The sequence below is a fragment of the Halopseudomonas sp. MFKK-1 genome, from assembly GCF_027474385.1.
GTDB classification, from domain to species: Bacteria; Pseudomonadota; Gammaproteobacteria; order Pseudomonadales; family Pseudomonadaceae; genus Halopseudomonas; species Halopseudomonas aestusnigri.
Genome location: NZ_CP114836.1, coordinates 2,848,116 through 2,872,306, shown reverse-complemented (window position 1 = coordinate 2,872,306; position 24,191 = coordinate 2,848,116). Strand labels below are relative to the sequence as shown.

Here is a 24,191-nt window from a genome sequence, read left to right as displayed (position 1 = left end):
GACCGCTACCCAAACACACGAGATACCTGCCAATGCCCCTGAGTGACCTGCTCCGCGCGCTCGCCGTGATCCTGTTGTGGGGCCTTAACTTCGTTGTTATCAAGCTAGGGCTCGACAGCCTGCCGCCGATGCTACTTGGCGCCATGCGCTTCACGCTTGCAGCCATTCCGGCCGTATTTTTCATACCCCGACCACGCATCCCCCTGCGCTGGCTAATAGCCTACGGGATGACCATTTCCTTCGGGCAGTTCGCATTCCTGTTCAGCGCCATGACCAGCGGCATGCCGGCAGGCATGGCCTCTCTGGTGCTGCAGTCGCAAGCATTTTTCACCCTGATGCTGGCAGCAGCGCTACTAGGCGAAAAGGCCCGTATCCACAACCTGGCCGGCCTTCTGGTCGCCGCGACCGGACTGCTGCTGATCGGCCTGCAAAGCGGCTCGAGCATGACAACGCTGGGCCTGATCCTGACGCTGTGTGCAGCCCTGATGTGGGCCTGCGGCAACATCATTACCAAGCAGGTTGGACAGGTTAACCTGACCAGTCTGGTGGTATGGGGCAGCCTTATCCCGCCAATACCGTTCATGGCAATGTCATTCTGGCTCGAAGGTCCGCGACAGATTCACCAGGCGTTGTCAGAGGTCAGCGGGACCGCCATTTTTGCCCTGTTTTATCTGGCATTCGGAGCCACGCTGATTGGCTACGGCCTCTGGAGCCGACTGCTGTCCCGTTACCCGGCGGGCCGGGTTGCGCCCTTCTCGATGCTCGTTCCGGTGGTAGGCCTCAGCTCATCAAGCCTGATTCTCGGCGAAAAGCTCAATGAGATGCAGATTCTGGGCGCGCTACTGATCATGCTGGGACTCGCAGTGAACGTATTCGGTGGCGCTCTACGTCGTCGCGGCAGGCCGCTGCAGCAAGGCTAGGCTGCGCCTGTCTCGGACTCCAGCCAACCAATAATCCGCAGAGCGTCAGCCCGCGTGCTGCCGCAAACACTTTCTTCCGGCAAGAATCCCGCACAGACCGCAGGGCGCTCAGGCGAGCCGAAGATCGCACAGCGCATATCAGACAGCAGTTGCACACAGGGCACGCCAGCGGGCTTGCCGCCAGGCATGCCGGGAATCGGCGAGGTAATGGACGGCGCCGTACAACAGGCGCCGCACTCTGCACGACAGTCCATCAATCACCCTTCTGCAGACGGGCGATCAGACTGGATGTATCCCAGCGCCCGCCGCCCATCGCCTGGACATCAGCATAGAACTGGTCAACCAGCGCCGTAACCGGCAGCTGCGCACCGTTGCGCCGGGCCTCATCCAACACGATGGCGAAGTCCTTGCGCATCCAGTCAACCGCAAATCCGAAATCAAATTCGCCATCAAGCATGGTTCGGTAGCGATTCTCCATCTGCCAGGACTGCGCAGCGCCCTTGCTGATCACCGACACCACGGCATCGCCATCCAGCCCGGCACGCTGAGCGAAATGCATTGCTTCGGCCAACCCCTGGAGCAAGCCACCGATGCATATCTGGTTCACCATCTTGGTCAACTGACCACTGCCCGCCTCACCCATATGCCGGAGCATCTTCGAATAACAATGCAGAATCGGTCTCGCCAGGTCGAATACCGATTCATCACCACCAGCCATGATCGTCAGCTGCCCCTTCTCCGCCCCCGCCTGGCCACCGGAAACAGGCGCATCCAGAAAGCCTACACCGAGTTGCGCAGCGGCCTGCGCCAGCTCGCGGGCCACGCCGGCCGATGCCGTGGTGTGATCCACTACCACCTGCCCCTTGTGCGAGCCGGCAAATACACCCAGCTCGCCACACACAACAGCTCGCAGATCATCATCGTTGCCAACGCACAGCAGCACAAAATCCTGCCCTCGCGCGGCAGAGGCAGGCGTGTCGGCAAAACGGCCACCATACTCCTGCACCCAGCGCGCCGCCTTCTCGGCAGTACGGTTATAAACCGTAACCTGATGCCCCGCGCGCTGCAGATGCCCCGCCATGGGGTAGCCCATGACACCCAGACCGATAAATGCAACATTTGCCATAGCACACCTCTTTGTTGTCAGACGCCAACGACCGCCCAGCCCTACAGTCGAACCTGCATAACCCCAATTGCCCGCCAGATCAGCCCTCGGCATAATGAGCGCCCTTTCATCTGCAGGAGTATTGCGCGTGTTCCAGGTAAATCAGTATTTCGATGGTCAGGTTGCCTCTATCGCCTTCAAGCAACCCGAAGGCGCAGCCACTGTCGGCGTAATGGCTCCAGGCGAGTACGAGTTCGGCACCAGCCAACTGGAAATCATGCACGTCATCAACGGCGCGCTGACCGTCAAGCTGCCCGGCAGCGACGAATGGACCACCTACAACGCTGGCGATCAGTTCACTGTGCCGACCAACAGTCGCTTCAACCTGAAGGTCGAGCGCGATACCGCCTACCTGTGCGAGTACCGCTGAGCGCCTGCCCGGCGCCCTGCGCCGGGCCTTCTCAGAACCCTTCCGGGGCCTGCGTCATACCTTTGCGATAACCCTCGATAAAGGCCTCGGGCATACGCTTTGGGCGACCGGAAGACAACTCGATACAGACAAATGTGGTACGCGCACGGAGCAAGGTGACCCCGTCACTTTTGCGCACCAACTGAAAGTGCCGCGTCATTCGCAGCTTGCGATCCCAGGTAAAGATCCAGGTCGCCATCTCCAGCTCGTCACCCTCGTATGCCGACGCCAGGTAATCGATCTCGTGGCGCAGTACCGCCATCGCCCGATCCAGCTCACGATACTCCGCCAGCCCCAGCCCCAACGACTTGGAATGCTCCCAGGCACAGCGCTCAAGCCAGCGCACATACACTGCATTATTGGCGTGCCCAAGCTCGTCGATATCCTCGGACACGACCTTGATAGGCTGAACAAAAGGGGTTGGCAGATCCCAATTCACTGACATGCATCTCCTTGCGACGTGGTTGCTGGCTGAATGAGCGATGGTACTACAAAGACACCAGCCAAGCCGCACACCTGCATGCAAAGCACGCCAACCTGGATTAGTCTGGAGGCACTGCCAACATCAGGGACGCACCATGTTCAAACAGCTCAACTTCCCGATCCTCGTCATCCATCCCGCCATCGGACAGAACAACGTTGCAGGCCGCCAACTGGCCGCGCTGCTCGAGGCTCTGGGCAATGAAGGCTTTGAGGTACTGGGTGCAGAGCAGCTGGAAGAAGGCCGACTGATTGCCGAGGCACATCGCGGGCTCGCCTGCATCCTCTTCACGCCCGAGGCACTCAGCAAAATAAACGACGTTGAGGCGCTGTTTGATGCTGCGCACAGCCGCTCTCCCGAGCTGCCGATCATGGCAATTACCACCCGCCAGACCATCGACCCCGAGCAACTCGGCGCCCTGCGCGAACTGCACCAGATACGCGGAATCATTTATCTGTTTGAAGACACTCTGCCCTTTATTGCCGGGCAAATTGCGCGCACCGCCCGCAGCTATCTGGCTCAGCTTCTTCCACCCTTTTTCAAGGCCCTGCTCGAGTACAGCAGCCGTGCCAGCTACTCCTGGCACTCACCCGGCCACGGCGGTGGCGTCGCCTTTCGCAAGAGCCCGGTCGGCCGTGCCTTCCATGACTTCTTCGGCGAAAACACTCTGCGTTCGGATCTCTCGGTCTCGGTACCGGGGCTCGGTTCACTGCTTGACCATACCGGCCCGGTTGCCGACGCCGAACACAACACCGCCCGCGTCTTCGGCGCAGATCATGCCTTCTATGTGGTCAACGGCACCTCCACATCGAACAAGATCATCTGGCACGCCTACGTTACCCGTGACGACCTGGTACTGGTTGACCGCAACTGCCACAAGTCGATTCTGCACGCGATCATCATGACTGGCGCCATCCCCATCTATCTGACCGGCTCGCGTAACGACTACGGCATCATCGGCCCGATAGCCCGCCAGAGTTTCAGCAGCGAGCACCTGTCTCACCTGATCAGCAACCATCCCCTGCTGCAGAACCGCACAGACAGCGCCCGCATTCGCCTTGCAGTCCTGACCAACTCGACCTACGACGGCCTGTGCTACAACACCGACATGGTCGCCGAGCAACTGCGCGAGCGCGTTGACGTGCTGCACTTCGATGAGGCGTGGTACGGCTACGCAGCCTTCCACCCCTTCTATCAGGGCCGGCACGGCATGAGCCATAGCCAGCCGAGCCGAACCGGCCACCCCCTTGTGTTCGCCACCCAGTCGCCACACAAGGTACTGGCCGCACTGTCCCAGGCGTCCATCATCCTGGCACGCGACAGCGCAGATCAGCAGCTCGACCACGAGCGCTTCAATGAGGCCTACATGATGCACACCTCGACCTCACCCCATTACGGCATGATTGCGTCGATCGACGTTGCCACCGGCATGATGGCCGGCCCGGCCGGCGAGTCGCTGGTTCAGGAAACCCTGGACGAGGCACTCTCCTTCCGTCGCGCCATGCAGCAGACCGCCGAACAGCTGACCGATGAGGAATGGTGGTTCGATGTCTGGGAACCAGAGGAGGCACTGGGCGCAGAACAGCTGCAAGCGGAGAACTGGACACTCGGCAACAATTCCGACTGGCATGGCTTTGGCGCCATGGCCGAGGACTATGCGCTGCTCGACCCAATCAAGGTCACCCTGCTCACTCCAGGCATCGAAGAGAAGGGACGGCTTGGCAAAAGCGGCATCCCGGCAGCGATTGTCACCCGCTTCCTTGCCGGTCGCGGCCTGGTCGTGGAGAAGACCGGTCTATATTCCTTTCTCATTCTGTTTTCGCTGGGGATAACCAAGGGCAAATGGAGCACGCTGCTGTCGGAACTGCGCGAATTCAAGCGCCTGTACGATCAGAACGCACCGCTGGAAAGCACACTGCCCGAGATCGCCCGGCAGCCACAATACGCAGGGCTTGGCCTGCGCGACCTGTGTCAGCAGTTGCATCAATGCTACAAACAGCATGCTCTGGTGCACCTGCAGCGCGCGATGTACACCGAACTGCCCGAGATGACACTGCGCCCGGCAGATGCCTATCAGCAAATGGTCAGAGGCAAGGCTGAAGCCGTCCCGGTAAGCGCCCTCAGTGGCCGGCTCAGCGCCGTGATGCTGGTGCCTTACCCGCCCGGAATCCCCGTCATCATGCCGGGAGAACGCTTTCCGACGGATAACACCATCGCCGCCTACCTGGCCGCTGCAATCGACCTGGAAACCCGCTTCCCCGGCTTTGGCAACGACATTCACGGCCTGCGTCAGGACCTGATAGAAGGCGAACGCTACTGGCGGGTAGATTGCCTGGTCGAGGAATAACAGATAAAAAAAAGGCCGGCGAATTCGCCGGCCCTTCTAAATGGTGGAGCTAAGCGGGATCGAACCGCTGACCTCCTGCATGCCATGCAGGCGCTCTCCCAGCTGAGCTATAGCCCCAGGTCTTGCGACCCTGACACACTCACGTGTGCCGGTAAAAATGGCGTCCCCTAGGGGACTCGAACCCCTGTTACCGCCGTGAAAGGGCGGTGTCCTAGGCCACTAGACGAAGGGGACGCAATCCCTTCTCTGAACAGGCTGGAATCTGTTCAGCAGTGTATAAAACAGGTCAACGCGAACGTTGACCAAAAAAACTTGGTGGAGCTAAGCGGGATCGAACCGCTGACCTCCTGCATGCCATGCAGGCGCTCTCCCAGCTGAGCTATAGCCCCGTCTCAAGGACGGGGCGAATATTAAGAGCGAAGCCCAAGGGTGTCAACAGAAATTTACGCAAAACAGCAACTTATCTAAAACAAAGCCTCAAGCTGGAAGCTGTAAGCCGCAAGCTGATTGGGGTGGCGGCGAATCGCGGCGCGAGGCTCGAACCCCGCGCCGCTTTTGCTTTTGCTTTTGCTTTTGCTTTTGCTTTCAGCTTCTAGCTTGCAGCTTGCAGCTTGCAGCTTGCAGCTTGCAGCTGGAGGCTAGATAGCCTCCAGCTCCTTCTGCCACGCCTTGTTCTCTTTCTTCGAGGTGCCGCCCAGCAGTTCGACGGTTTGACGCAGACGGTAACGGGTAAGGTCCGGGCCCAGATGTGCCATGGCGTCCAGTACCGAGACCGAGCTGGCCTGGCCGGTGATCGCCGGGAACAGCAGCGGCATCAGATCGCGCAGCTTCAGTGCCATATAGGCTGCGACAGCCTGAATGACACCGGTGATGTTGTCCTTGTCCCAGTCGCGCAGCGCTTCAAGCTTCCAGAGCAACAACTGCAGCGCCTTGCGCACGCCGTCGGCGTCCAGCTTTTTGTGCACAAACAGCTCAGGTGAGGGATCAACCTTGCCGGCCATAAAGAAGCCCAGCAGGTTCGGCAGATCACTGAAGGTTTCCACCCGGGTCTGCGCCAGCGAGATCATCGGCTTGAGGTACGCCGGATTCAGCGCCCACTGCTGCACTGCTGCGGCAAACTGGTCTTGCGACAACTCACGAATCCACTGCCCGTTCAACCACGACAGCTTGTCGATATCAAAAATCGGCCCACCCAGCGAGACACGCTGAATGTTGAAGTGCTCGACCATTTCAGCGAGGGTGAATTTCTCCCGCTCATCCGGCATCGACCAGCCCATGCGGCCGAGGTAGTTCAGCAGCGCCTCGGGCAGATAACCCATGCGCTCGTAGAAGGTGATACTGGTCGGGTTCTTGCGTTTGGACAACTTGCTCTTGTCCGGGTTGCGCAGCAGCGGCATGTGGCACAACTGTGGCATCTCCCAGCCAAAATACTGGTACAACAGGATGTGCTTTGGCGCCGAGTTGATCCACTCCTCGCCGCGCAGGACGTGGGTAATACCCATCAGGTGATCGTCTACCACGTTGGCCAGGTGGTAGGTCGGCAGCCCATCGGCCTTCATCAGCACCTGCATGTCCACCTGTTCCCACGGGATATCGATCTCGCCGCGCAACATGTCCTGCACCTTGCAGATGCCATCGGCCGGGACCTTCATGCGCACAACGTGCGACTCACCGGCAGCAACCCGCGCACTGACTTCTTCGGTGCTCAGGCTGAGGCAGTGGCCGTCATAGCCGGGCGTCTGCTTGTTCGCCATCTGCTCGGCCCGTAGCGCATCGAGACGCTCGCTGGAGCAGAAGCAGCGGAAGGCATGGCCCTTCTCGATCAGCGCTTCACTATGCTCGTGATAGATCGCGCTGCGCTCGCTCTGACGATAGGGGCCGTGCGGGCCGCCAACATCAGGCCCCTCATCCCACTCAAGTCCCAGCCAGCGCAGCGAATCGAGAATCTGCTTCTCGGAGGCGGCGCTGGATCGGACCTGGTCGGTATCCTCGATACGCAGGATGAACTGACCACCGTGCTGGCGGGCAAAACACTGGTTGAACAGGGCAATGTAAGCGGTGCCAACGTGAGGATCACCGGTAGGGGAAGGTGCGATGCGGGTACGAACAGTCATGAACTCTCTCGATCAGGTGACCCGGACAATCCGGGACGAACTACACAATGGGGCGAATTTTATCAGGGCTCAGCCCTCAACCTCTATATAACTAGACGATCGCAATTGCAGTCGCTCAACCACAAAGTCGATAAACGCCTTCACCTTCATGGCCTGGAAGCGACGCGATGGATAGAGCGCGTACAATTCCCCGGAGGGCAGTTCGGCCTGCTCCAGCACACGCACCAGGGTACCTTCCTCGACACAGGACTCGGCAATAAACGCCGGCACGTTGATGATACCGACCCCGGCCAGCGCCGCCTCGCGCGCGAAAGTAATGTTGTTGACTACCAGTACCGGCGAGATGGGCACGCTAATCGCCGGCTGATCGAACCGCCACTTGCGCGCACCATCGGCCAACGCGTGAATGCAGCGATGATGAGTCAGTTCGGACGCCTCGGCCGGCATGCCGCAACGCTTGATGTAGTCCGGGCTGGCGTACAACTGCCGGGGGCTGGTCATCAGTCGCCGGGCGACCAGGCTGGAGTCCTGTGGCCGCCCGAGGTGGATCACCACATCAACGCCCTCCTCGACCGGGTCGACAGCACGCGTGGTCAGCTCGACCTCAACCTGAATGGCCGGATAGCAGCGCATGAACTCACCGACGACACCTCCGAGAAACAGCTGCCCGAATTCGATGGGCGAGCTGACGCGCAACAGGCCCGTGGGCTCGCGCTGCAGTTGCATGATGGCCTGCTCGGCTTCGGAGAACTCCTGCATGATCTGGCGACAACGTTCGTAGTAGGCCTGCCCTACTTCGGTGAGCCGCAACTTGCGCGTCGTACGGTTGAGCAGGCGCACGCCCAGGCGCTCTTCAAGCTGGGCAATACGGCGGCTGACCGTTGATTTCTGCATACCCAAGGTCGTCGCAGCGCTGGTAAAACTGTGGCACTCCACAACCCGCGTGAAGATCAACGCATCATCCAAACCCATGCTTACTGTTCCCTCGCTGCAACAAAGTTTCCAGATTCTAGCGCCTCCGGCACCCTGCGGAACAGTGTTAGAGTGCAGGCAGAAAAATAATCGAGAAATTGTATGTCAGCCCGAGTTAGAGCACGCCTGTTCGTTTTCCTTCTCCTCTGCGCAATCGCCGGTCTGGTCGCCGTCGGACACTGGTGGCTGGTAGGCCGTTTCTACGAAGAAACCGACAACGCCTACGTTCAGGGCGATATCACCCTGGTATCCAGTCGCCTCTCTGCACAGGTGACAGAGGTACTGGTGGATGACAACCAGGCCGTTGTACCGGGCGACCTGCTGGTCCGGCTTGATCCCCGCGACTTCGAAATTGCCCTGGCGCAAGCGACCGCCAACCTGGCGACCCGCAGCGCCGAGAAGCAACAGGCGCAATCACGGCTACGACAGCAGGACAGCTTGATAGCGGCAGCCGAGGCCAACGTTGAAGCCTCTCAAGCCGAGCAGCGGCGCGTTGAGCTCGATATCAAGCGCATCACACCACTGCGCCAGTCGGGCTATGCCTCCGAAGAACAGCTCAGCAACTACCGGGCGCAGCTGGAAGTGGCTCGAGCGCAGGTCAGCAAGGCACGGGCAGAGCTGCAGACACAAACACTGGCCAAGGATACCCTTGCCGCCGACATCGCCCGCCTGGACGCCCAGATTCAGGCAGCCGAGGCGGCAGTCGGGCAGGCCCGCCTGGACCTTGAACGTACCGAAATTCACGCCCCGGTCGCCGGCCGAATCGGTCAGCGTAATGTGCGCATCGGCCAGAACGTCTCTCCCGGCAGCAATTTGCTTGCAGTGGTTCCGGATACCGAACTGTGGATCAAGGCCAATTTCAAGGAAACCCAGATCAGCCGTATGCACGAAGGGCTGAGGGCCGAACTGGTATTCGACACCTTTCCCGATCAGCCAGTGACCGGCACCTTACAGAGCCTTTTCCCCGCCTCGGGCGCCCAATTCAGTCTGCTCCCGCCGGACAACGCTACCGGCAACTTCACCAAGGTGGTTCAGCGCATCCCGGTCAAGCTGGTGGTCGATGAAGACAATCCGCTGGCTGGCCTGATCCGACCCGGCATGTCGGTGCACGTGAAGGTCGATCTGCGTGACTAACGCCGGCTCCGCCCACGACATACCACCACCGGGCAGGCGCGACTGGATCGCCCTGCTCAGCGCCATTCTCGGCGCCTTCATGGCGATTCTGGACATTCAGATCATCAACTCGTCGCTGAAGGATATTCAGGGCGCGCTGTCGGCCACCATCGAAGAAGGCTCCTGGATTTCTACCTCCTACCTGGTGGCAGAGATCATCATCATCCCTCTCGCGGCCTGGTTGACTACCATTTTTTCACCACGCCGCTTTGCGGTAACCATCTCGGCCATCTTCGTCATCGCGTCGCTGCTGTGTTCGATGGCCTGGAGCCTGGAAAGCATGATCGTGTTTCGTGCGCTGCAAGGCCTTGCCGGCGGCGCGCTGATCCCGTTTGCCTTTACCCTGATTCTGATCAAGCTGCCGCCCTCCTCGCGCCCCAAGGGCATGGCACTGTTTGCCATTACCGCCACCTTTGCTCCATCAATCGGCCCCACCATCGGTGGCTGGCTGACCGAACATTTTGGCTGGGAATACATTTTCTACATCAACATCGTCCCCGGCATTCTGATGGCCGCCGGGCTGATGTACGGGCTGGACAAGTCGCAACCACGCTGGGATCTGCTGCGCCAGGGCGATTACATGGGCATTGTTACCATGGCGGTCGGCCTGGGTTGCCTGCAGGTGTTTCTGGAAGAAGGCCATCGCAAGGACTGGCTGGAGTCCAATCTGATGCTGGCACTGGCGGTCATCAGCTTTGTCAGTCTGATCAGCTTCGTCATCATTCAGCTCACCAGAGAAAACCCTCTGGTCAATCTGCGCCTGCTAAAGGATCGCAACTTTCTGTTCGGCAGCCTGGCCAATATCGGTCTGGGGGTCGGCCTGTACGGCACCGTATTCGTATTGCCGGTCTACCTGGCCCAGATTCAGCAGTACAACGCGCTGCAGATCGGTCAGGTCATCATGTGGATGGGTATCCCCCAGTTGCTGATCATTCCGCTGGTACCGATCCTCATGCGCTTTATCGATGCGCGGCTGATCTGCGCGACCGGGTTCTTTCTGTTCGCCTTTGCCAGCTTCTACAGCGGCAGCCTGAGCCTGGATTTTGCCGGCGATCAGTTTATCGCCATCCAGATCTTCCGCGCCTTCGGACAGCCCATGGTCCTGGTGCCCATGTCGATCATCGCTACCGCCATGATTGCGCCTTCGCAGGCCGGCTCTGCCTCCAGTCTGTACAATATTCTGCGCAACCTTGGCGGCGCTATCGGCATCGCCGCGCTGGCGACCATTCTCGACAGCCGCGCCAAATACTATTTCGACTTCCTGCGTGAGCATATAACCCCGGGCAATCCGGCATTCGAAGAACGCATGCACCTGCTCACCGGCCAGCTGGGCAATGAGCAGAGCGCACTGCAACTGCTGAACAACCAGGTGCATCAGCAGGCCGCCATCATGGCCTACAACGATGCCTTCCATCTGATTGCCCTGATGCTCGGCTGCTCGATGATCTTCGTATTACTGTGCAAACCATTGCCAAAAGCGCCACCACAAGGTGGCGCGGCAGAGACCGAACCCGCACACCCCTGACTGTCGTTTTTTTTGATCACCCTATAGCAATAGAGCATCCCAAGCGTTAGGATCGGCGCATATTGTCAAATATTTTCAACAAACATTTGCACAGGTGCCCCCATGGCCGAGACCCGACACACCACTTCCTACTACGCAGCCTCAGCCAACCCCGCGCCCGAGCGCCCCGCCCTGCAAGGCAGCCATGAAACCGACGTCTGCATCGTCGGTGCCGGTTTCACCGGTATCTCTGCCGCCCTGCACCTGGCGGAACAGGGCTTCAAGGTCACCGTACTGGAAGCAGTCAAGGTCGGCTTTGGCGCATCCGGTCGTAACGGTGGCCAGATCGTCAACAGCTACAGCCGCGACATCGACGTTATCGAGCGCACCCTGGGCGCTCAGCAGGCACGATTGCTAGGCGATATGGCCTTTGAAGGCGGACGCATCATTCGCGAGCGCGTAGCCCAGTACAACATCCAGTGTGACCTGAAAGACGGCGGCGTCTTTGCCGCGTTCAACAGCAAGCACATGAAGCACCTTGAGGCTCAAAAGCAGCTTTGGGAGCGCTACGGCCACACCCAGCTCGAGATGCTGGACAGCAAGCGCATCCGCGAGGTAGTCAATACCGATATCTATGTCGGCGGCATGCTCGATATGAGCGGCGGCCACATTCACCCGTTGAACCTGGTGCTGGGCGAGGCAGCCGCCTTCGAATCACTGGGCGGCGTCATTCACGAGCTGTCGCCGGTGACCCGTATCGACCAGGGCGAGCATCCCGTCGTGCATACCGCGCAGGGGCAGGTAAAAGCCCGTTATGTGATCGTCGCCGGCAACGCTTATCTGGGCGACCTGCTGCCGCAACTGGCGGCCAAGTCCATGCCTTGCGGTACCCAGGTGGTTACCACAGAGCCGCTGTCGGACGAGCTGGCCGCATCGCTGCTGCCGCAGGACTATTGTGTAGAGGATTGTGCCTATCTGCTCGACTACTACCGTCTCTCCGGCGACAAGCGCCTCATCTTTGGCGGCGGGGTTGTCTACGGTGCCCGTGACCCGAGCAACATCGAGGCGCTGATTCGTCCCAACCTGATCAAGACCTTCCCGCAGCTCAAGGACGTGAAGATCGACTATGCCTGGACCGGCAACTTCCTGCTGACCCTGTCACGCCTGCCGCAGATGGGTCGCATTGGCAACAACATCTACTACTCGCAAGGCTGCAGTGGCCACGGAGTTACCTTTACCCACGTTGCCGGGCGGGTGCTCGCAGAGGTCCTGCGCGGCCAGGCAGAGCGCTTCGACGCCTTTGCCGCGCTGCCGCATTACCCCTTCCCGGGCGGCAGACTGTTCCGCATTCCGTTCACCGCGATTGGTGCCTGGTACTACCAGATGCGCGACAAGCTGGGCATCTGATAAGTCGTGAACCAGGTCACAGCTGCAATGGCATAGTGGAACCCGCAGGCATTGCATGGGTCGATTATAGGGAGCGCGTCTTGCGCACCAGCAGAAGCCACCTATCGTGGTTAACAGCTTCCAAGCAGGGAAGCCACAACAAATCGAGGTATGTCCGATGACTTTCATGCGAACAACAAAGCGTTACCTGTCCATCATGCTCACCGCCCTGTTCATGCTGACGTCACTGGCCAGCATTCAGGCCCAGGCCGCGATGGTCGGCACTGGTGAGGCCATTGCCCAGCAGCAACTGACCGTGGACCGTGCCGAACTCAAAAGCATGCTCGATGATCAGGCCGTTCAGGACAAGCTGGCCAGCATGGGTGTAACACCCGACCAGGTTGAAAAGCGCATCGACAGCCTGACCGCCGCCGAGCTTGCCCAGTTCAACAGCCAGCTGGATGAAGCACCCGCAGGTGCCGGTGTTGTTGGCATCATCGTGCTGTTTCTGGTCATCTTCATCATCACCGACATGCTCTGCGCAACCAACGTCTACAGCTTCGTCAACTGCGTAAACTGACATCATGACCAGGGCTATTCGCCTGGCCCTGGCACTTGGGCTGACAGCACTGCTGTCAGCCTGTGCCGGGCTAACCCCTACCCCACAGCAAACCCTCCCGGACAACCTCCTGGCCAATCGGCTGCTGACCAATCTGCCGTTTCATGCCCAAGATGAGTATCAGTGCGGCCCTGCAGCGCTGTCGATGCTGCTTGGTCAGCGTAACATCGACATTGCACCGGAGCAGCTCACCGACCGTGTCTACTTGCCCGAGCGCCAGGGCAGCCTGCAAGTAGAAATGATTGCGGCCGCCCGAGAACAGGGTCTGCTGGTCTATCCGCTCGCGCCTGAACTGGGCGCCATTCTGCGCGAAATCGATGCCGGCAATGCAGTGCTGGTCATGCAGAATCTGGCCTTCGACTGGTACCCGCAATGGCACTACGCAGTGGTGGTTGGCTATGATCTCAACACCCGGGATCTAATCCTTCACTCCGGCCTGAACGCGCGCCAGCGCGAATCCTTTGCACTATTCCTGCGCACCTGGCAACGCGCGAACAGTTGGGCCGTCGTCGCAGTTCCGGCAGAAAGGATACCGGCGACAGCCGAGCCTTTGCCCTACCTGAAAGCTGCAGCGGACCTCGAACAGGTTGGTCAGACCACCAGTGCCGAGGCAGCCTATCGGCAGGCCAGCGAGCGCTGGAGCGATCAGCCGGCGCCACTGCTCGGCCTCGGCAATATCGCCTGGAGCAGCGGGCGCCATAGCGAAGCGCTGGAGCACTTCAGCGAACTGGTGCGGCGTTTCCCCGACTACCAGGCAGGCTGGAACAATCTGGCAACCGGCATGGAAGAACTGGGCTGCACAGAGGCCGCAGAACAGGTTCGTGCCTGCGCCGCAAACCATTCGCAAAACGGCATACATGTTGGCGCTGACGCCGCTTGTACGATCCCGGTCTGTCGATGACCATAGAGCCTCCCCCAGGTGAGGCTCCAATCCTGATGCTGTCATCCAGCGATATTCAAACCCTGATCCGGGAAGGCGTGCCACATGCCGACGACCTCGACTTGCAGGTCATCAGCAGCGATAGCACAACGGCGGTCGCCTGCGTCCCGTTCAACACCCGGCTGATCCGCCCCGGCGGCACACTATCCGGACCAACCATGATGGCACTGGCAGACGCCGCCATGTATGCGCTGATTCTTGCCGGGCCGGGTCGCCAGGAGATGGCTTTCACCAGCAACCTGAACATCCACTTTCTGGCACGCCCCGCGCCACTTGACCTCTACGCCAGAGCAACCTGGATGAAGCGCGGCGAACGCCAGGCGGTCTGCGCAGTTGATCTGTACAGCGCGGGCGACGAACACAATCTGGTGGCGCATGCCACCGGCACCTATGCCCTGGCCCGCCAGATACCTTGAGCCTGCCGGCGGTCCTGCGCCAGTTTTTACCGCTACTGCGCAGGCCTTTGCGCACCATGGTGACAACCCCGTCACAACGGCATCCATCGTGAGTCACAAACAGAACCCAAGCTGTTGATTTAACTGATTTATATAATTCAGGAACAGAGATTGCTGAAGTGACCCCAAGCGCGATTCAGGACGATTCGCGCCGGACCCGCAACGGATTTGCCATGCCCAGAACACCACCACAGTACCATCTTGCTACCCTGCTGCTGCTCTGCCTGCTCGGCGGCTGCAGCGGAAATCTGCGCTTTGACGATGAGCAATACCGCCCACTCGACACGCCAATAGAGCCGCGACCCATGGAGCGTGGCGCATGGAATTGACGCTGGATGTGATTCATCCGCCACGCCGCGAGGATGAGCCCGCGCGCTGCCGTACCTTCAGAGCAGCCGGCGGCATCATCGGCCGGGCCAGCCACTGTGACTGGGTGCTGGACGACCCGTCTCGCATACTGTCCGGCCAGCATGCCGAGATCCGCTTTGACCAGCAACGCTACCAGTTGGTCGATCTGAGCAGCAACGGCATTACCCGCAAGCACGACAGCCAAAAGCTGCCGCACGGTACGCCGGTAGACATCGAGCACGGCCACATCTATCGCATGGGTGAACTTGAGGTCAGAGCCAGACTGCAGGCCGTCCCCGTGGCTCCGCAGGGCCTTATTCCGGACGACGCCTTTCTCGAACTGGGCGGCAGCGACGCCGACTGCCACACCGACGACCTGCTCGACGCGCTGTTACCCGCCAACGAGCCAAAGTCCAGTATCGTCGCGCCCGCCCCACTGGCAACCGAGGACGATCACCACCGCATAGAGTCGGAGCATGTCCGCTTGCCGCGGCGGGCAATATTGTCAGACTACAGGCCGCCTGAAGACGACCCACTGGCCGAACAGATCTGCCAGCGCCTGGGGCTGGACCTCAACAACCGCGACAACCTCGCCGAGCAGGCGCTGCAAGCCGCATCCCTGCTAAGAGTTCTGCTGGGCGAGCTGCAACTCAGCCTGCGCGCAGCGCAGCAGCTGGACGAGACTCTGGGTCTCAGGGACCACCCCCATCCCGGCCTCCAGCACGATACGCCCCAGGCACTGCTTGAGCACCTGTTACAGCATGAGCCAGACGCCACCGGCTTGCTGCGCAGCGGCTGTCACCGACTGCGCGCCCAGATATTGGCAATGCAACAGGCCAACCGCCAATGCACCGAGCGTCTGACTCAACTACTCGCACCTCACCACCTGGTCGGATCGATGGGCCCACTGCGCAGTGAAAGCGCCCGCTGGCGCGCACTGTGTGAAGTCTATGCCCGGCGGCCGGAGCAGCTGCAGCAGCTATTCAGCGATGCGTTCAATCGCACCTATCAGGATCAGGCACGCCTTCTGGGCGCGTTTCACCAACATCTCGGATAACCCCATGCCCTTTGCCCGTTTCCTTGTCAGTCTCACAGCCTGCGCGCTGCTTGGTGCCTGCAGCCAGCTGTCACCCTACTCTGATCTGACCAAACTCAATCTGACCCTGAATGCGTCGGACCAACTCAATCCGGACCTGAACGGCAGGCCCTCTCCGCTGGTACTGCAACTGGTTGAACTCAGCCATGCCGCCGCTTTCGAGCAAGCCGACTACTTCGATTTGCAGCAGCGTCCGGCAGCGATGCTGGCACCGGACCTGCTGGCTATGGAAGAGATGGAGCTGCGCCCGGGCGAGCAGCGCACACTGAAACTGGCCCTGCAACCGGACACCCGTCATCTCGGGCTGGTGGCCAGCTATCGCGACCTGGCCGGTGCCCGCTGGCGTCTGACCCTGGACCTGGCCCCGCGCAAGCGCAACGCCATTCGAGTGCAGCTCGAAAGCAACGGGCTGCACCCGCCAGTCAGCAATGGAGCACCATGACATGCAGGCACTGAAGATCGTCTGGCAGGAGGGCATGCTGCTGCGCCCCCAGCACTTCCAGGGGCAGGACAGGTACCACGAACAGCAATTGGCGCTACGCATCAAAGGCCTGCTCGCAGACGCGTGGGGCTTTCACAGCCTCAAGATCGACGAAGCCTTTCTGCCAATGGGGAAACTGGTCATCAGCCAGGCCAGCGGCCTGCTGCCGGATGGCACGCTGTTTCAACTGGACAGCGCCCCGACACCACTCGCGCTGGATATCCCCGCCAACCAGACCGACACCGACATTTATCTGACCCTGCCACTGCAGGCCGCTGAACCCACAGGGGCTGCCCCCCCTGAACGCGACACCGCCATGGCCCGGTTCGTGACCGTCACCCAGCCGTTGAACGAGAGTAACGGACACGCCGAAACAGGGAGCCCGCTGCTCTGCGCCAGACCGAACCTTCAACTGCAACTGGACACTGACGCACAATCGCCCGGGCTGGTCCGCCTGAGGGTCTGTACGGTCCGCGACAGCACTGCCGACGGAGGCGTCAGGCTGGACGAGCGTTTTCCGGCAACCTTTATTCACTGTCAGCCCAGCCCCTTTCTCGGACGCTGCCTGCAGGAGGTAATCAGCCTGCTGCAGCAGCGCGCAGACGTATTGGCAGAACGAATGCTCGCCCGTGGCCAGGCCGCCGGGGCTGAGATCGGGGATCTGCTGACCCTGCAGTTGATCAACCGCCATGAGGCAATCCTCCGGCACCACCAGCACAGGACCCAGACACCCGCCGCCGAGCTGTACAGTATTCTGCTGTCGTTGCAGGCAGAGCTGGCGACATTCTGCTCCGACAGTCGGCGGCCACCGCCGGAGCTGCAATATCAGCATATTGATCAAAGCCGGAGTTTCGATGCCCTGATGCGGGTCCTGCGGCAACGTCTGTCCAGCGTGCTGGAACAGCACAGTGTCGAGTTACCGCTGCAGCAGCGTCAGTATGGTGTACAAGTCGCGCCCATCAACGACCCCGACCTCATTGACGGGGCACGCTTTGTACTCGCCGCAACGGCAGCCTGCAGCAGCGAGGAACTGCGCAGCCGTTTGCCCAACCACCTCAAGGTCGGCGCCGTCGAACATATTCGTCAGTTGGTCAACCTGCACCTGCCCGGCATCCGCCTGCAGCCACTGCCCGTCGCGCCCAGACAGCTTCCCTTCCGCCGGGACCACTGCTATTTCGCGCTGACACCCGGCAGCGATGAACGCGCACAGCTATCACGCTCCGGCGGCATTGCCTTCCACGCCGCCGGCGATCTGCCCGAACTGAAACTGGCCCTGTGGGCTATCAGAGACTGACTTGCATGTACAACGGCGACTACCCTGACGACGATCGCACTGTCATCCTGTCCGGCAGCATGGCCGGGCACACTCCATACTCGCTGACCGACCACGCGGCATCCGCGGCGTGCATCGCACCGCGAACAGACGATGATCTGTGCCGCACCACTGACGTGCAGCCCAACCCGCTGCTCGCCGCCGCAGCGCCACTGCTGTCCGAACTGGTCGCCCTGCGCACCGGCAGCGGCGAGCGCGAGCCAATCGACGTCCTGCGCGTCACCCTGGAAGCCGGCATACGGCAGTTTGACCAGCAGTGCAGACACCTCGAGGTTGCGCCTGCCAGCAGGCAGGCTGCCCGATACGTGCTCTGCACAGCCCTGGACGAAGCCATTCTCAATACCCGCTGGGGCAACAACAGCAACTGGTCCAGCCGCAGCCTTCTCAGCGCCTTCCACCAGGAAACCTTTGGGGGAGAGAAGTTCTTTCTGTTGCTCACCCGCCTGTCACAGGACATGGCCCGGCATATCGACATGCTCGAATTGATGCTGGCCTGCCTCTGCCTCGGTTTTGAAGGTCGCTACCGGCTGCAACTGCGCGGCCAGCAAGAACTGGAACACATTCGCAGCCGCTTGCACGCCGCGCTGCAGCAATACCGCAGCCCGCCGGATATGCACCTGGGCTCACAGATCGTCCACCCTGAACCGTGCCCCCCGGTGAGGCCGTTGCCCGGCTGGGTGACGGCGGTAGCCACCGCCAGCTGCCTGACAATCCTGTTCCTGGGGTTCAACCATTATCTGGAGCAACACCGCAACGCCGCGCTGGAGCCTTACCTGACCAGCAGCGCGAGCATCACCGCACAACCGGGAGTCAAACGATGAAGGCCCTTTATCAGCGGGTAGCCTCCTATCTGCGCAAACCTGCCGGCTGGTCTCTGCTGATACTGCTGATCCTCGCTGCCTTGATCTGGGTACTCGGCCCGAACATCGCCTTCAACGGCAATGCCATACTGGCCGGCCCCGGCAGCCGCCTGCTGGCTGGTACGATTCTGCTCTCGCCCTGGCTGGTCTGGCAGTTGCTCGATCAGCTCAAGCAAAGGCGAGCAAACGGCGAGCAAGCCGCCAGCAACGCAGCAACCCTGCAGGCCCGCGTCGCCCTGGAACAACGCTACAGATTGAGTCGCCACCTGCTGGCAGAGCACGGGGTAAGCCAACGCCAGCAACGTCGACAACCCTGGTATCTGCTGCTCGGCCCGGAGAGCTCGGGCAAGAAGCGCCTGTTTGCAAGCGCAGAGTTAAGCGGATACTGCACAACTGTCACTGCCCCCCATGGGCCCCAGGGGATCAGCCCGGCAGAGTGGCACAGCCTCAGCCACTGCAGTTGGCTTCAAGTGGGTGGCAGTTGCCTGCCGTCCGCAGATCAGGAGCCACCTTCACCGGCCTGGACAGCACTGCTGGGGCTATTGCGTCAGCGTCGGGCGCCGGCGCTCAATGCCATCGCGCTGATGCTGCCAATGGACCTGCTGACCACGCAGAACACCCTTGAGCTCGACCAACTGGCACGCCGGTACAGGCTTGCACTGAGCACGTTGCGCAAGGCACTGGGACTCGATCTGCCAATTTACCTGCTGCTGAGCAAGGCCGATCTGCTGCCCGGCATCATTGAGTTATGCCAGCAACTGACACCGGAGCAGCGTCTGCAACCACTGGGCGCGACGCTGCCGGGTGCAGCGGACCCGGCACGGGCCAGTACCGGCGCCCTTGGCCCACTGCTGGCTCAGCTGAATCGTCAAATCCTCTGTCGAACCCAACAGGAGTCGGACAGCCTGCGCCGCGGCCGTCTTTACGATCTTCCCTATCAACTGGCGAAACTGGAAGGGTCGCTTCGTCAGTTCCTCAACCAGGCATTTGCCAGCAACAGCTACCAGCAGGGCAGTCGAGTGCATGGAATCTATCTGACGATCGCTGCCAGCGAACACGACGTTCTCGTCCCCGGCTCGCTGCCGCGCCCTCCGGTTCAAGGCGCCTTCAGCAGGCGACTGCTGGAAAATCCCCTTGCCGGGCGGCCTGATGGCGTCACGGTTGCAGACGAGCAGCGTACGCGACAACGCACCAGGCAACGGGTCACGGTCGGTCTCGCCGCAGCTTGTGTGACACTGTCTGCAACTGGCTGGGCTTGGCGCTACGGGCACGAGACCGAGCAGCTGCAGCAACTTGCCGAGCTTGGCCGACACGTCGTCCAGGATGCTGCCGCGGTCCAGGCACACAGCCGAATAGAACCCTTGCTACAGCAGCTCGATACCCGCTACGCGGCAACGCTGATACCCCAGCCGGCGTCGATGCCTGCCGGCCTCCAGCGCCTGAGCCTTGAGCAGTCCGAGGCGACTCTGCCGGTGGTCGAAAAGGCCTATGCAGATGCACTCCGTACCTTCCTGCTGCCACTGGTAATGCGTCAGCTGGAATACCGTCTGAGCACCGACTTTGAAGACCGCCAGCAGTTGATCGGGCACCTGCGCGCCTACCTGATGCTGGGTCTGCCGGAGCGTCTGGACAGCGCCTACCTTGAGGACTGGATGCACACGGAGTGGACGCGCCGCTACCCCAGACAACCCGCGGTCAGAGAGAGCCTGGAGGCCCATCTAAGCCGCCTGCTTGCCTCCGCTCCAATGCCCCAGACGCTTGATGAGTCCCTGATAGCCAGCGCCAGGGAGATCATGCGGCAAGAGCCCCTGCCCCGGCTTTGCTACCGATTGCTCCGGGAGCGCTCCAGATCCCTCCCCGACTACCGCCTCGATGCCCGCCTTGGACGCCACCACCGGTTACTGACAGCCGAACCGGTCGACATTCCCGGGTTCTACATCCATACCGGCTATGAAAGCCTGATCAAAACCAGAGGTCCGGCGCTGATTCATGACTTGCTGGCCGACGACTGGGTACTGGGCCTCGCCGAACCGGTTAACAGGCAAACCGAGCAGGCCCTGATGGCAGACGTGGAGAGCATCTACTTTCAGGATTACACCTCGCATTGGAATCGCGCCCTGGCCAGCCTCCGCCTGCAACCACAGTCCGGCGCTAGCGCGGATCAGCTGGCGGCGCTCTCGTCCGGGCACTCCCCCCTGCTGACGCTGCTGCAGGAGATCAGGCTCCACACTCGACTGATAACAGCTGACGACCCAACACCCAGCGCAGGCAAGCTGGCCATGCAACAGCACTTCAGCCACCTTCACCGCCTGCTTGATGACGATGCCATGCCCGCTCCGGAATTGGCTGGCGCATTGCAAAGCATCGGTCAATTGCAACACCAGCTCGCCCAGCTCAGCGACAGCAGCGCCCGCGGACTGCTTGCCTACAAGATGGCCAGCGCACGCATGCAGCGCCAACGCGATGCAATCGGCGCGACCCGCGACAGCGCAGCTCAGCTGCCGCCGCCGCTGCAGCTATGGGTGAAGCAGCTTGCCGACCAGAGTTGGCGAACCGTGCTGAGCGCAGCGGCCGAGTATCTGAACGGCCAGTATCGCAGCCAGGTGTATCGCCCATACCGGGACGCAATCGCCGACTACTACCCCTTCAATCCAGTCAGTCAGCGGGAAGTGGAGCTAGGCGACTTCCAGCGTTTCTTCCAGCAGGAGGGCACTATTCAAGGCTTTACCGACCAGTATCTGGAGCCATTTTTGATCAGCACGGACACAGGCTACCGGCTGCGACTGCTGGACGGGCGGGCATTGCCCATATCCGCAAGGCTGCTGACACAACTGAACCGGGCCAGGACCATTCACGACAGTTTTTTTGCCAGCAATCCGCTTGAGCCGGGCATCGGGTTTCGCCTGGAACCCTACTCACTTGATGCCAGCCTCAGCCGCGCCAGCTTTTATTACGGGAGCCATCAGCTGGAATATCGCCACGGCCCCATCATTCCCAAGGCGTTCACCTGGCCGGCAAGCCTGGACGACAGCCGCATCAGCTTAACCCTGGAGGATCTGGGAGGCCGGCGAATGACCCTGCACGGCCAGCAGGGTACCTGGTCGCTGTTTCGCCTGCTTGAGCAACTGACACTCGAGCAGGAGGAACAACGCGACGCGCTTCAGCTGCGGGCCAATATCGGCGGCATGCGTGCCCGCTATCTGCTGCACAGTCAACGCTCTCCAAACCCGTTCCAGCCCGGCCTGCTGGCGGGCTTCAACCTCCCGGCCCGCCTGCAATGAACTGGTCAAGCTGCTCTCAAACCGATCCAGGCAATCAGCGTCGACACAATGAAGATGCCATTCTGGCCCTTCAGGACTACGGGCTCTGGGCGGTCGCTGACGGTATGGGCGGTCACCGCAACGGCGCACTCGCCAGCCGCCTGATAATCGACACACTGGGCGCACTTGAGCTGACTGGAAATATCGACCAGAACCAGCGTCGGGTGCGTCAGGCCCTGCAGCAGGTCAACCGCAGGCTAACGCAAGACATGACCCAGGTGCAGGGCCAGCCAGCCGGTCCAGTCGGCAGCACCGTGGTCATCCTTCTGGCAAGTGCAAACCGGGCGCTCTGCCTGTGGGCAGGTGACAGTCGCTGTTATCTCTGGCGCCAGCAAACACTTCACCAACTGACCCGCGACCACTCGCTGCTGCAGCAACTGATAGACCGGGGCGCTGTAACCAGCACCGAGGCCGCCTCACACCCTGGTGCCCACGTACTGACCCGAGCAGTCGGCGCGCATGACCATCTGAAACTGGACAGTGTGACGTTCATGATTCAACCGGGTGATACCTTGCTGCTGTGCAGTGACGGCCTGCATCGGGAGCTGAGCCCCGCGCAACTGTCCTCGGCCCTTGAACACCAAGACAGCAGCGGCGCGGCGCAGCTGGTGAGCCTGGCATTGCGGGGGCCGGCCCGCGACAACCTGAGCGCAGTCGTTGTCAGAATCGGTGCAGGAGCAAGCTGATGCCCTCCAGGACGCCTCCGGTTGCACCAGCCGCCATACCCGAACTGCTGGGCAACCGATACCGTATTGAGCGCCTGCTTGGGGTGGGAGGCATGGGTGCGGTCTATCAGGTGCGTGACCTGCTGCGCGAGCAATTCAACGACCCCCGACCCAGTGTGGCACTGAAGGCCCTGAACGATCAATTTGCCGCCCATGCCGATGCCAACGCTCTGCTTTACGCGGAATATGCCCTCACCTGCCGCCTGCACCATCCGAATGTGATCCGCCCCTACAGCTACCACATCGACCCGGCGAGCGGTCGGGCATTCATGACGCTTGAGTTGCTTGAGGGCCCTGCGCTGGATCAGATCATCGCCGACCATCCCGACGGGATGGCCTGGCCGGCGCTGCAACCCCTCGCAGTCGGCCTGCTGTCTGCCCTTGCCCATGCACACGACGCCGGCGTGCTGCACGGTGATCTGAAGCCGGGCAATATCATCCTGAGCACCGCCGGCCTGCGTCTGTTTGATTTCGGGCTGGGACGAGGCTGTCGGGGTCCCCTGCAGCGATTACCCCGGCTCAGCCGACGTCTGGCCGCCTGGACACCACGTTACGCTGCGCTGGAGCTGCTCGATGGCGAAGAGTTGACCGCGGCCGCTGATCTGTATGCGGTCGCCTGTGTCCTGTATGAGTTGGCCAGCGGGCACCACCCCTTCAGCCGCCTGACGGCGCGCCAGGCAATGCGCATGCAGCAAGAAACCGGTTTACAGAAACCACATGGCATACCAAAACCGGTATGGCGTGAACTGCGCACGGCACTGGCCTTTGATCCGGCAGCGCGGATCAGCAGCGTGGCTGCGCTGTTGGAAGCATTCAGAAAGGGAAGCAAAACAGGGTGGCCACCGGCGGTCCGGCGGCGATGGCAGCCGGCGGCGGGACCGCCGGCTGCATCAGATCAGAGCGACAGGTCGCGGTTGGACGCTGCGATGAAGGCCTTTTTCAGGTCCTCGTAGGTATGCACCGCCGGGAACTGGGGAAACTCGCGAATCACGTTTTCCGGCGCGTGGAACAGGATGCCGGCATGCGCTTCCGAGAGCATGGTGGTGTCGTTGTACGAATCGCCTGCGGCAATGATGCGGTAGTACAGGCTCTTGAGCGCAATCACCGACTGACGCTTGGGATCCTTCTGACGCAACTGGTAGTCAACGACCCGGTCGGTTTCGTCGGTAATCAGGCGGTGACACAGTAGCGTCGGGAAACCGAGCTGGCGCATCAACGGCTGGGAAAACTCGTAGAAGGTGTCCGACAGAATAACCACCTGGAAACGCTCGCGCAGCCAGTCGACAAACTCGACGGCGCCATCAAGCGGTTTGAGGGTCGCAATGACTTCCTGAATATCCGACAGTTTGAGGCCGTGCTTGTCGAGAATGGACAGGCGCTGCTTCATCAGCACGTCATAGTCGGGAATGTCACGGGTGGTTGCCTTGAGCTCCTCAATGCCGGTTTTCTCGGCAAAGGCAATCCAGATTTCAGGGACCAGCACCCCTTCCAGGTCAAGGCAAGCGATTTCCACACGACACTCCTGAGATTCACATTTGAGACT

At 61.0% G+C, this 24,191-nt stretch carries 23 protein-coding genes and 3 tRNA genes; 17 read left to right on the top strand and 9 right to left on the bottom strand.

All coding sequences use genetic code 11. From position 1 onward, the window contains the following. Nucleotides 1–32: 32 nt before the first annotated feature. The gene (locus O5O48_RS13395; RefSeq protein WP_269687275.1) at nt 33–920 is read left to right on the top strand and encodes an EamA family transporter; all 888 of its coding nucleotides are present in this window, start codon (nt 33–35) and stop codon (nt 918–920) included. Here the strand turns inward: O5O48_RS13395 and O5O48_RS13390 are convergent. Both O5O48_RS13390 and O5O48_RS13385 read right to left on the bottom strand, forming a co-directional pair. Beyond that, the gene (locus O5O48_RS13390) at nt 917–1,174 is read right to left on the bottom strand and encodes a YkgJ family cysteine cluster protein (RefSeq protein WP_233049749.1); all 258 of its coding nucleotides are present in this window, start codon (nt 1,172–1,174) and stop codon (nt 917–919) included. The genes O5O48_RS13395 and O5O48_RS13390 overlap by 4 nt on opposite strands. Next, a complete protein-coding gene (locus O5O48_RS13385) occupies nt 1,174–2,046 on the bottom strand; it encodes an NAD(P)-dependent oxidoreductase (RefSeq protein WP_228247174.1) in 873 nt (290 codons plus the stop codon). Before O5O48_RS13385 ends, O5O48_RS13390 begins: the two co-directional genes overlap by 1 nt. 127 nt (nt 2,047–2,173) lie before the next feature. Between O5O48_RS13385 and ppnP the strand changes: the two genes are divergently transcribed. After that, nucleotides 2,174–2,455 carry a pyrimidine/purine nucleoside phosphorylase gene (gene ppnP / locus O5O48_RS13380; protein ID WP_269687274.1) on the top strand — a complete coding sequence of 94 codons (282 nt, stop codon included), beginning with the start codon at nt 2,174–2,176 and terminating at the stop codon, nt 2,453–2,455. A gap of 31 nt (nt 2,456–2,486) precedes the next feature. Here the strand turns inward: ppnP and O5O48_RS13375 are convergent, their stop codons facing one another. Then, nucleotides 2,487–2,933, bottom strand: a complete 447-nt coding sequence (locus O5O48_RS13375) for an acyl-CoA thioesterase (RefSeq protein WP_233049873.1) — start codon at nt 2,931–2,933, stop codon at nt 2,487–2,489. A gap of 139 nt (nt 2,934–3,072) precedes the next feature. Between O5O48_RS13375 and O5O48_RS13370 the strand changes: the two genes are divergently transcribed. Beyond that, nucleotides 3,073–5,322: an Orn/Lys/Arg decarboxylase N-terminal domain-containing protein gene (locus O5O48_RS13370; protein WP_269687273.1), complete on the top strand. Its 2,250-nt coding sequence runs from the start codon at nt 3,073–3,075 to the stop codon at nt 5,320–5,322. A 41-nt stretch (nt 5,323–5,363) separates the two neighbouring features. Here the strand turns inward: O5O48_RS13370 and O5O48_RS13365 are convergent. From O5O48_RS13365 to O5O48_RS13345, 5 genes are all read right to left on the bottom strand, one after another. Next, a tRNA-Ala gene (locus tag O5O48_RS13365) sits at nt 5,364–5,439 on the bottom strand. Nucleotides 5,440–5,480: 41 nt separating this feature from the next. After that, a tRNA-Glu gene (locus tag O5O48_RS13360) sits at nt 5,481–5,556 on the bottom strand. Nucleotides 5,557–5,635: 79 nt separating this feature from the next. Then, a tRNA-Ala gene (locus O5O48_RS13355) sits at nt 5,636–5,711 on the bottom strand. A 249-nt stretch (nt 5,712–5,960) separates the two neighbouring features. Continuing rightward, on the bottom strand, nt 5,961–7,436 hold the full coding sequence (gene gltX / locus O5O48_RS13350) for a glutamate--tRNA ligase (protein ID WP_269687272.1): 1,476 nt from the start codon (nt 7,434–7,436) through the stop codon (nt 5,961–5,963). A gap of 69 nt (nt 7,437–7,505) precedes the next feature. Beyond that, nucleotides 7,506–8,408: a LysR family transcriptional regulator gene (locus O5O48_RS13345; protein ID WP_228247177.1), complete on the bottom strand. Its 903-nt coding sequence runs from the start codon at nt 8,406–8,408 to the stop codon at nt 7,506–7,508. A gap of 102 nt (nt 8,409–8,510) precedes the next feature. Here O5O48_RS13345 and O5O48_RS13340 point away from each other — a divergent pair, with 102 nt between their 5' ends. The 14 genes from O5O48_RS13340 (at nt 8,511) to O5O48_RS13275 (ending at nt 23,601) form a co-directional block, all read left to right on the top strand. Further along, entirely contained in the window at nt 8,511–9,542 is a 1,032-nt protein-coding gene (locus tag O5O48_RS13340; protein ID WP_269687271.1) for an HlyD family secretion protein, read from the top strand. Next, nucleotides 9,535–11,106, top strand: coding sequence for a DHA2 family efflux MFS transporter permease subunit (locus O5O48_RS13335; protein ID WP_269687270.1), 1,572 nt, complete (start codon nt 9,535–9,537; stop codon nt 11,104–11,106). Before O5O48_RS13340 ends, O5O48_RS13335 begins: the two co-directional genes overlap by 8 nt. A gap of 102 nt (nt 11,107–11,208) precedes the next feature. Further along, on the top strand, nt 11,209–12,492 hold the full coding sequence (locus tag O5O48_RS13330; RefSeq protein WP_228247180.1) for an NAD(P)/FAD-dependent oxidoreductase: 1,284 nt from the start codon (nt 11,209–11,211) through the stop codon (nt 12,490–12,492). A 166-nt stretch (nt 12,493–12,658) separates the two neighbouring features. Next, nucleotides 12,659–13,051, top strand: a complete 393-nt coding sequence (locus tag O5O48_RS13325) for a PA2779 family protein (RefSeq protein ID WP_410172333.1) — start codon at nt 12,659–12,661, stop codon at nt 13,049–13,051. 4 nt (nt 13,052–13,055) lie between these two features. Continuing rightward, nucleotides 13,056–13,991 carry a PA2778 family cysteine peptidase gene (locus tag O5O48_RS13320; RefSeq protein ID WP_269687269.1) on the top strand — a complete coding sequence of 312 codons (936 nt, stop codon included), beginning with the start codon at nt 13,056–13,058 and terminating at the stop codon, nt 13,989–13,991. Between the two features lie 38 nt (nt 13,992–14,029). Then, nucleotides 14,030–14,446 carry a PaaI family thioesterase gene (locus tag O5O48_RS13315; protein ID WP_269688704.1) on the top strand — a complete coding sequence of 139 codons (417 nt, stop codon included), beginning with the start codon at nt 14,030–14,032 and terminating at the stop codon, nt 14,444–14,446. A gap of 212 nt (nt 14,447–14,658) precedes the next feature. Next, on the top strand, nt 14,659–14,814 hold the full coding sequence (locus O5O48_RS13310) for a type VI secretion protein (RefSeq protein WP_269687268.1): 156 nt from the start codon (nt 14,659–14,661) through the stop codon (nt 14,812–14,814). Then, nucleotides 14,805–15,890 (top strand): type VI secretion system-associated FHA domain protein, encoded by a 1,086-nt coding sequence (locus tag O5O48_RS13305; RefSeq protein ID WP_269687267.1) that lies wholly within the window; start codon nt 14,805–14,807, stop codon nt 15,888–15,890. Before O5O48_RS13310 ends, O5O48_RS13305 begins: the two co-directional genes overlap by 10 nt. Nucleotides 15,891–15,894: 4 nt before the next feature. Beyond that, nucleotides 15,895–16,371, top strand: coding sequence for a type VI secretion system lipoprotein TssJ (tssJ, locus tag O5O48_RS13300; RefSeq protein WP_269687266.1), 477 nt, complete (start codon nt 15,895–15,897; stop codon nt 16,369–16,371). A 1-nt stretch (nt 16,372) separates the two neighbouring features. Further along, nucleotides 16,373–17,704, top strand: a complete 1,332-nt coding sequence (tssK, locus tag O5O48_RS13295; protein ID WP_269687265.1) for a type VI secretion system baseplate subunit TssK — start codon at nt 16,373–16,375, stop codon at nt 17,702–17,704. A gap of 5 nt (nt 17,705–17,709) precedes the next feature. Next, on the top strand, nt 17,710–18,564 hold the full coding sequence (icmH, locus tag O5O48_RS13290) for a type IVB secretion system protein IcmH/DotU (RefSeq protein ID WP_269687264.1): 855 nt from the start codon (nt 17,710–17,712) through the stop codon (nt 18,562–18,564). After that, entirely contained in the window at nt 18,561–21,884 is a 3,324-nt protein-coding gene (gene tssM, locus O5O48_RS13285; RefSeq protein WP_269687263.1) for a type VI secretion system membrane subunit TssM, read from the top strand. The genes icmH and tssM overlap by 4 nt, the downstream gene beginning before the upstream one ends. Continuing rightward, on the top strand, nt 21,881–22,609 hold the full coding sequence (locus O5O48_RS13280; protein WP_228247188.1) for a PP2C family protein-serine/threonine phosphatase: 729 nt from the start codon (nt 21,881–21,883) through the stop codon (nt 22,607–22,609). Before tssM ends, O5O48_RS13280 begins: the two co-directional genes overlap by 4 nt. Further along, entirely contained in the window at nt 22,609–23,601 is a 993-nt protein-coding gene (locus O5O48_RS13275; protein ID WP_269687262.1) for a serine/threonine-protein kinase, read from the top strand. Before O5O48_RS13280 ends, O5O48_RS13275 begins: the two co-directional genes overlap by 1 nt. Here O5O48_RS13275 and thrH read toward each other — a convergent pair. After that, nucleotides 23,544–24,161: a bifunctional phosphoserine phosphatase/homoserine phosphotransferase ThrH gene (gene thrH, locus O5O48_RS13270; protein ID WP_088274091.1), complete on the bottom strand. Its 618-nt coding sequence runs from the start codon at nt 24,159–24,161 to the stop codon at nt 23,544–23,546. The two genes, O5O48_RS13275 and thrH, sit on opposite strands and share 58 nt — an antisense overlap. Nucleotides 24,162–24,191: the final 30 nt, after the last annotated feature.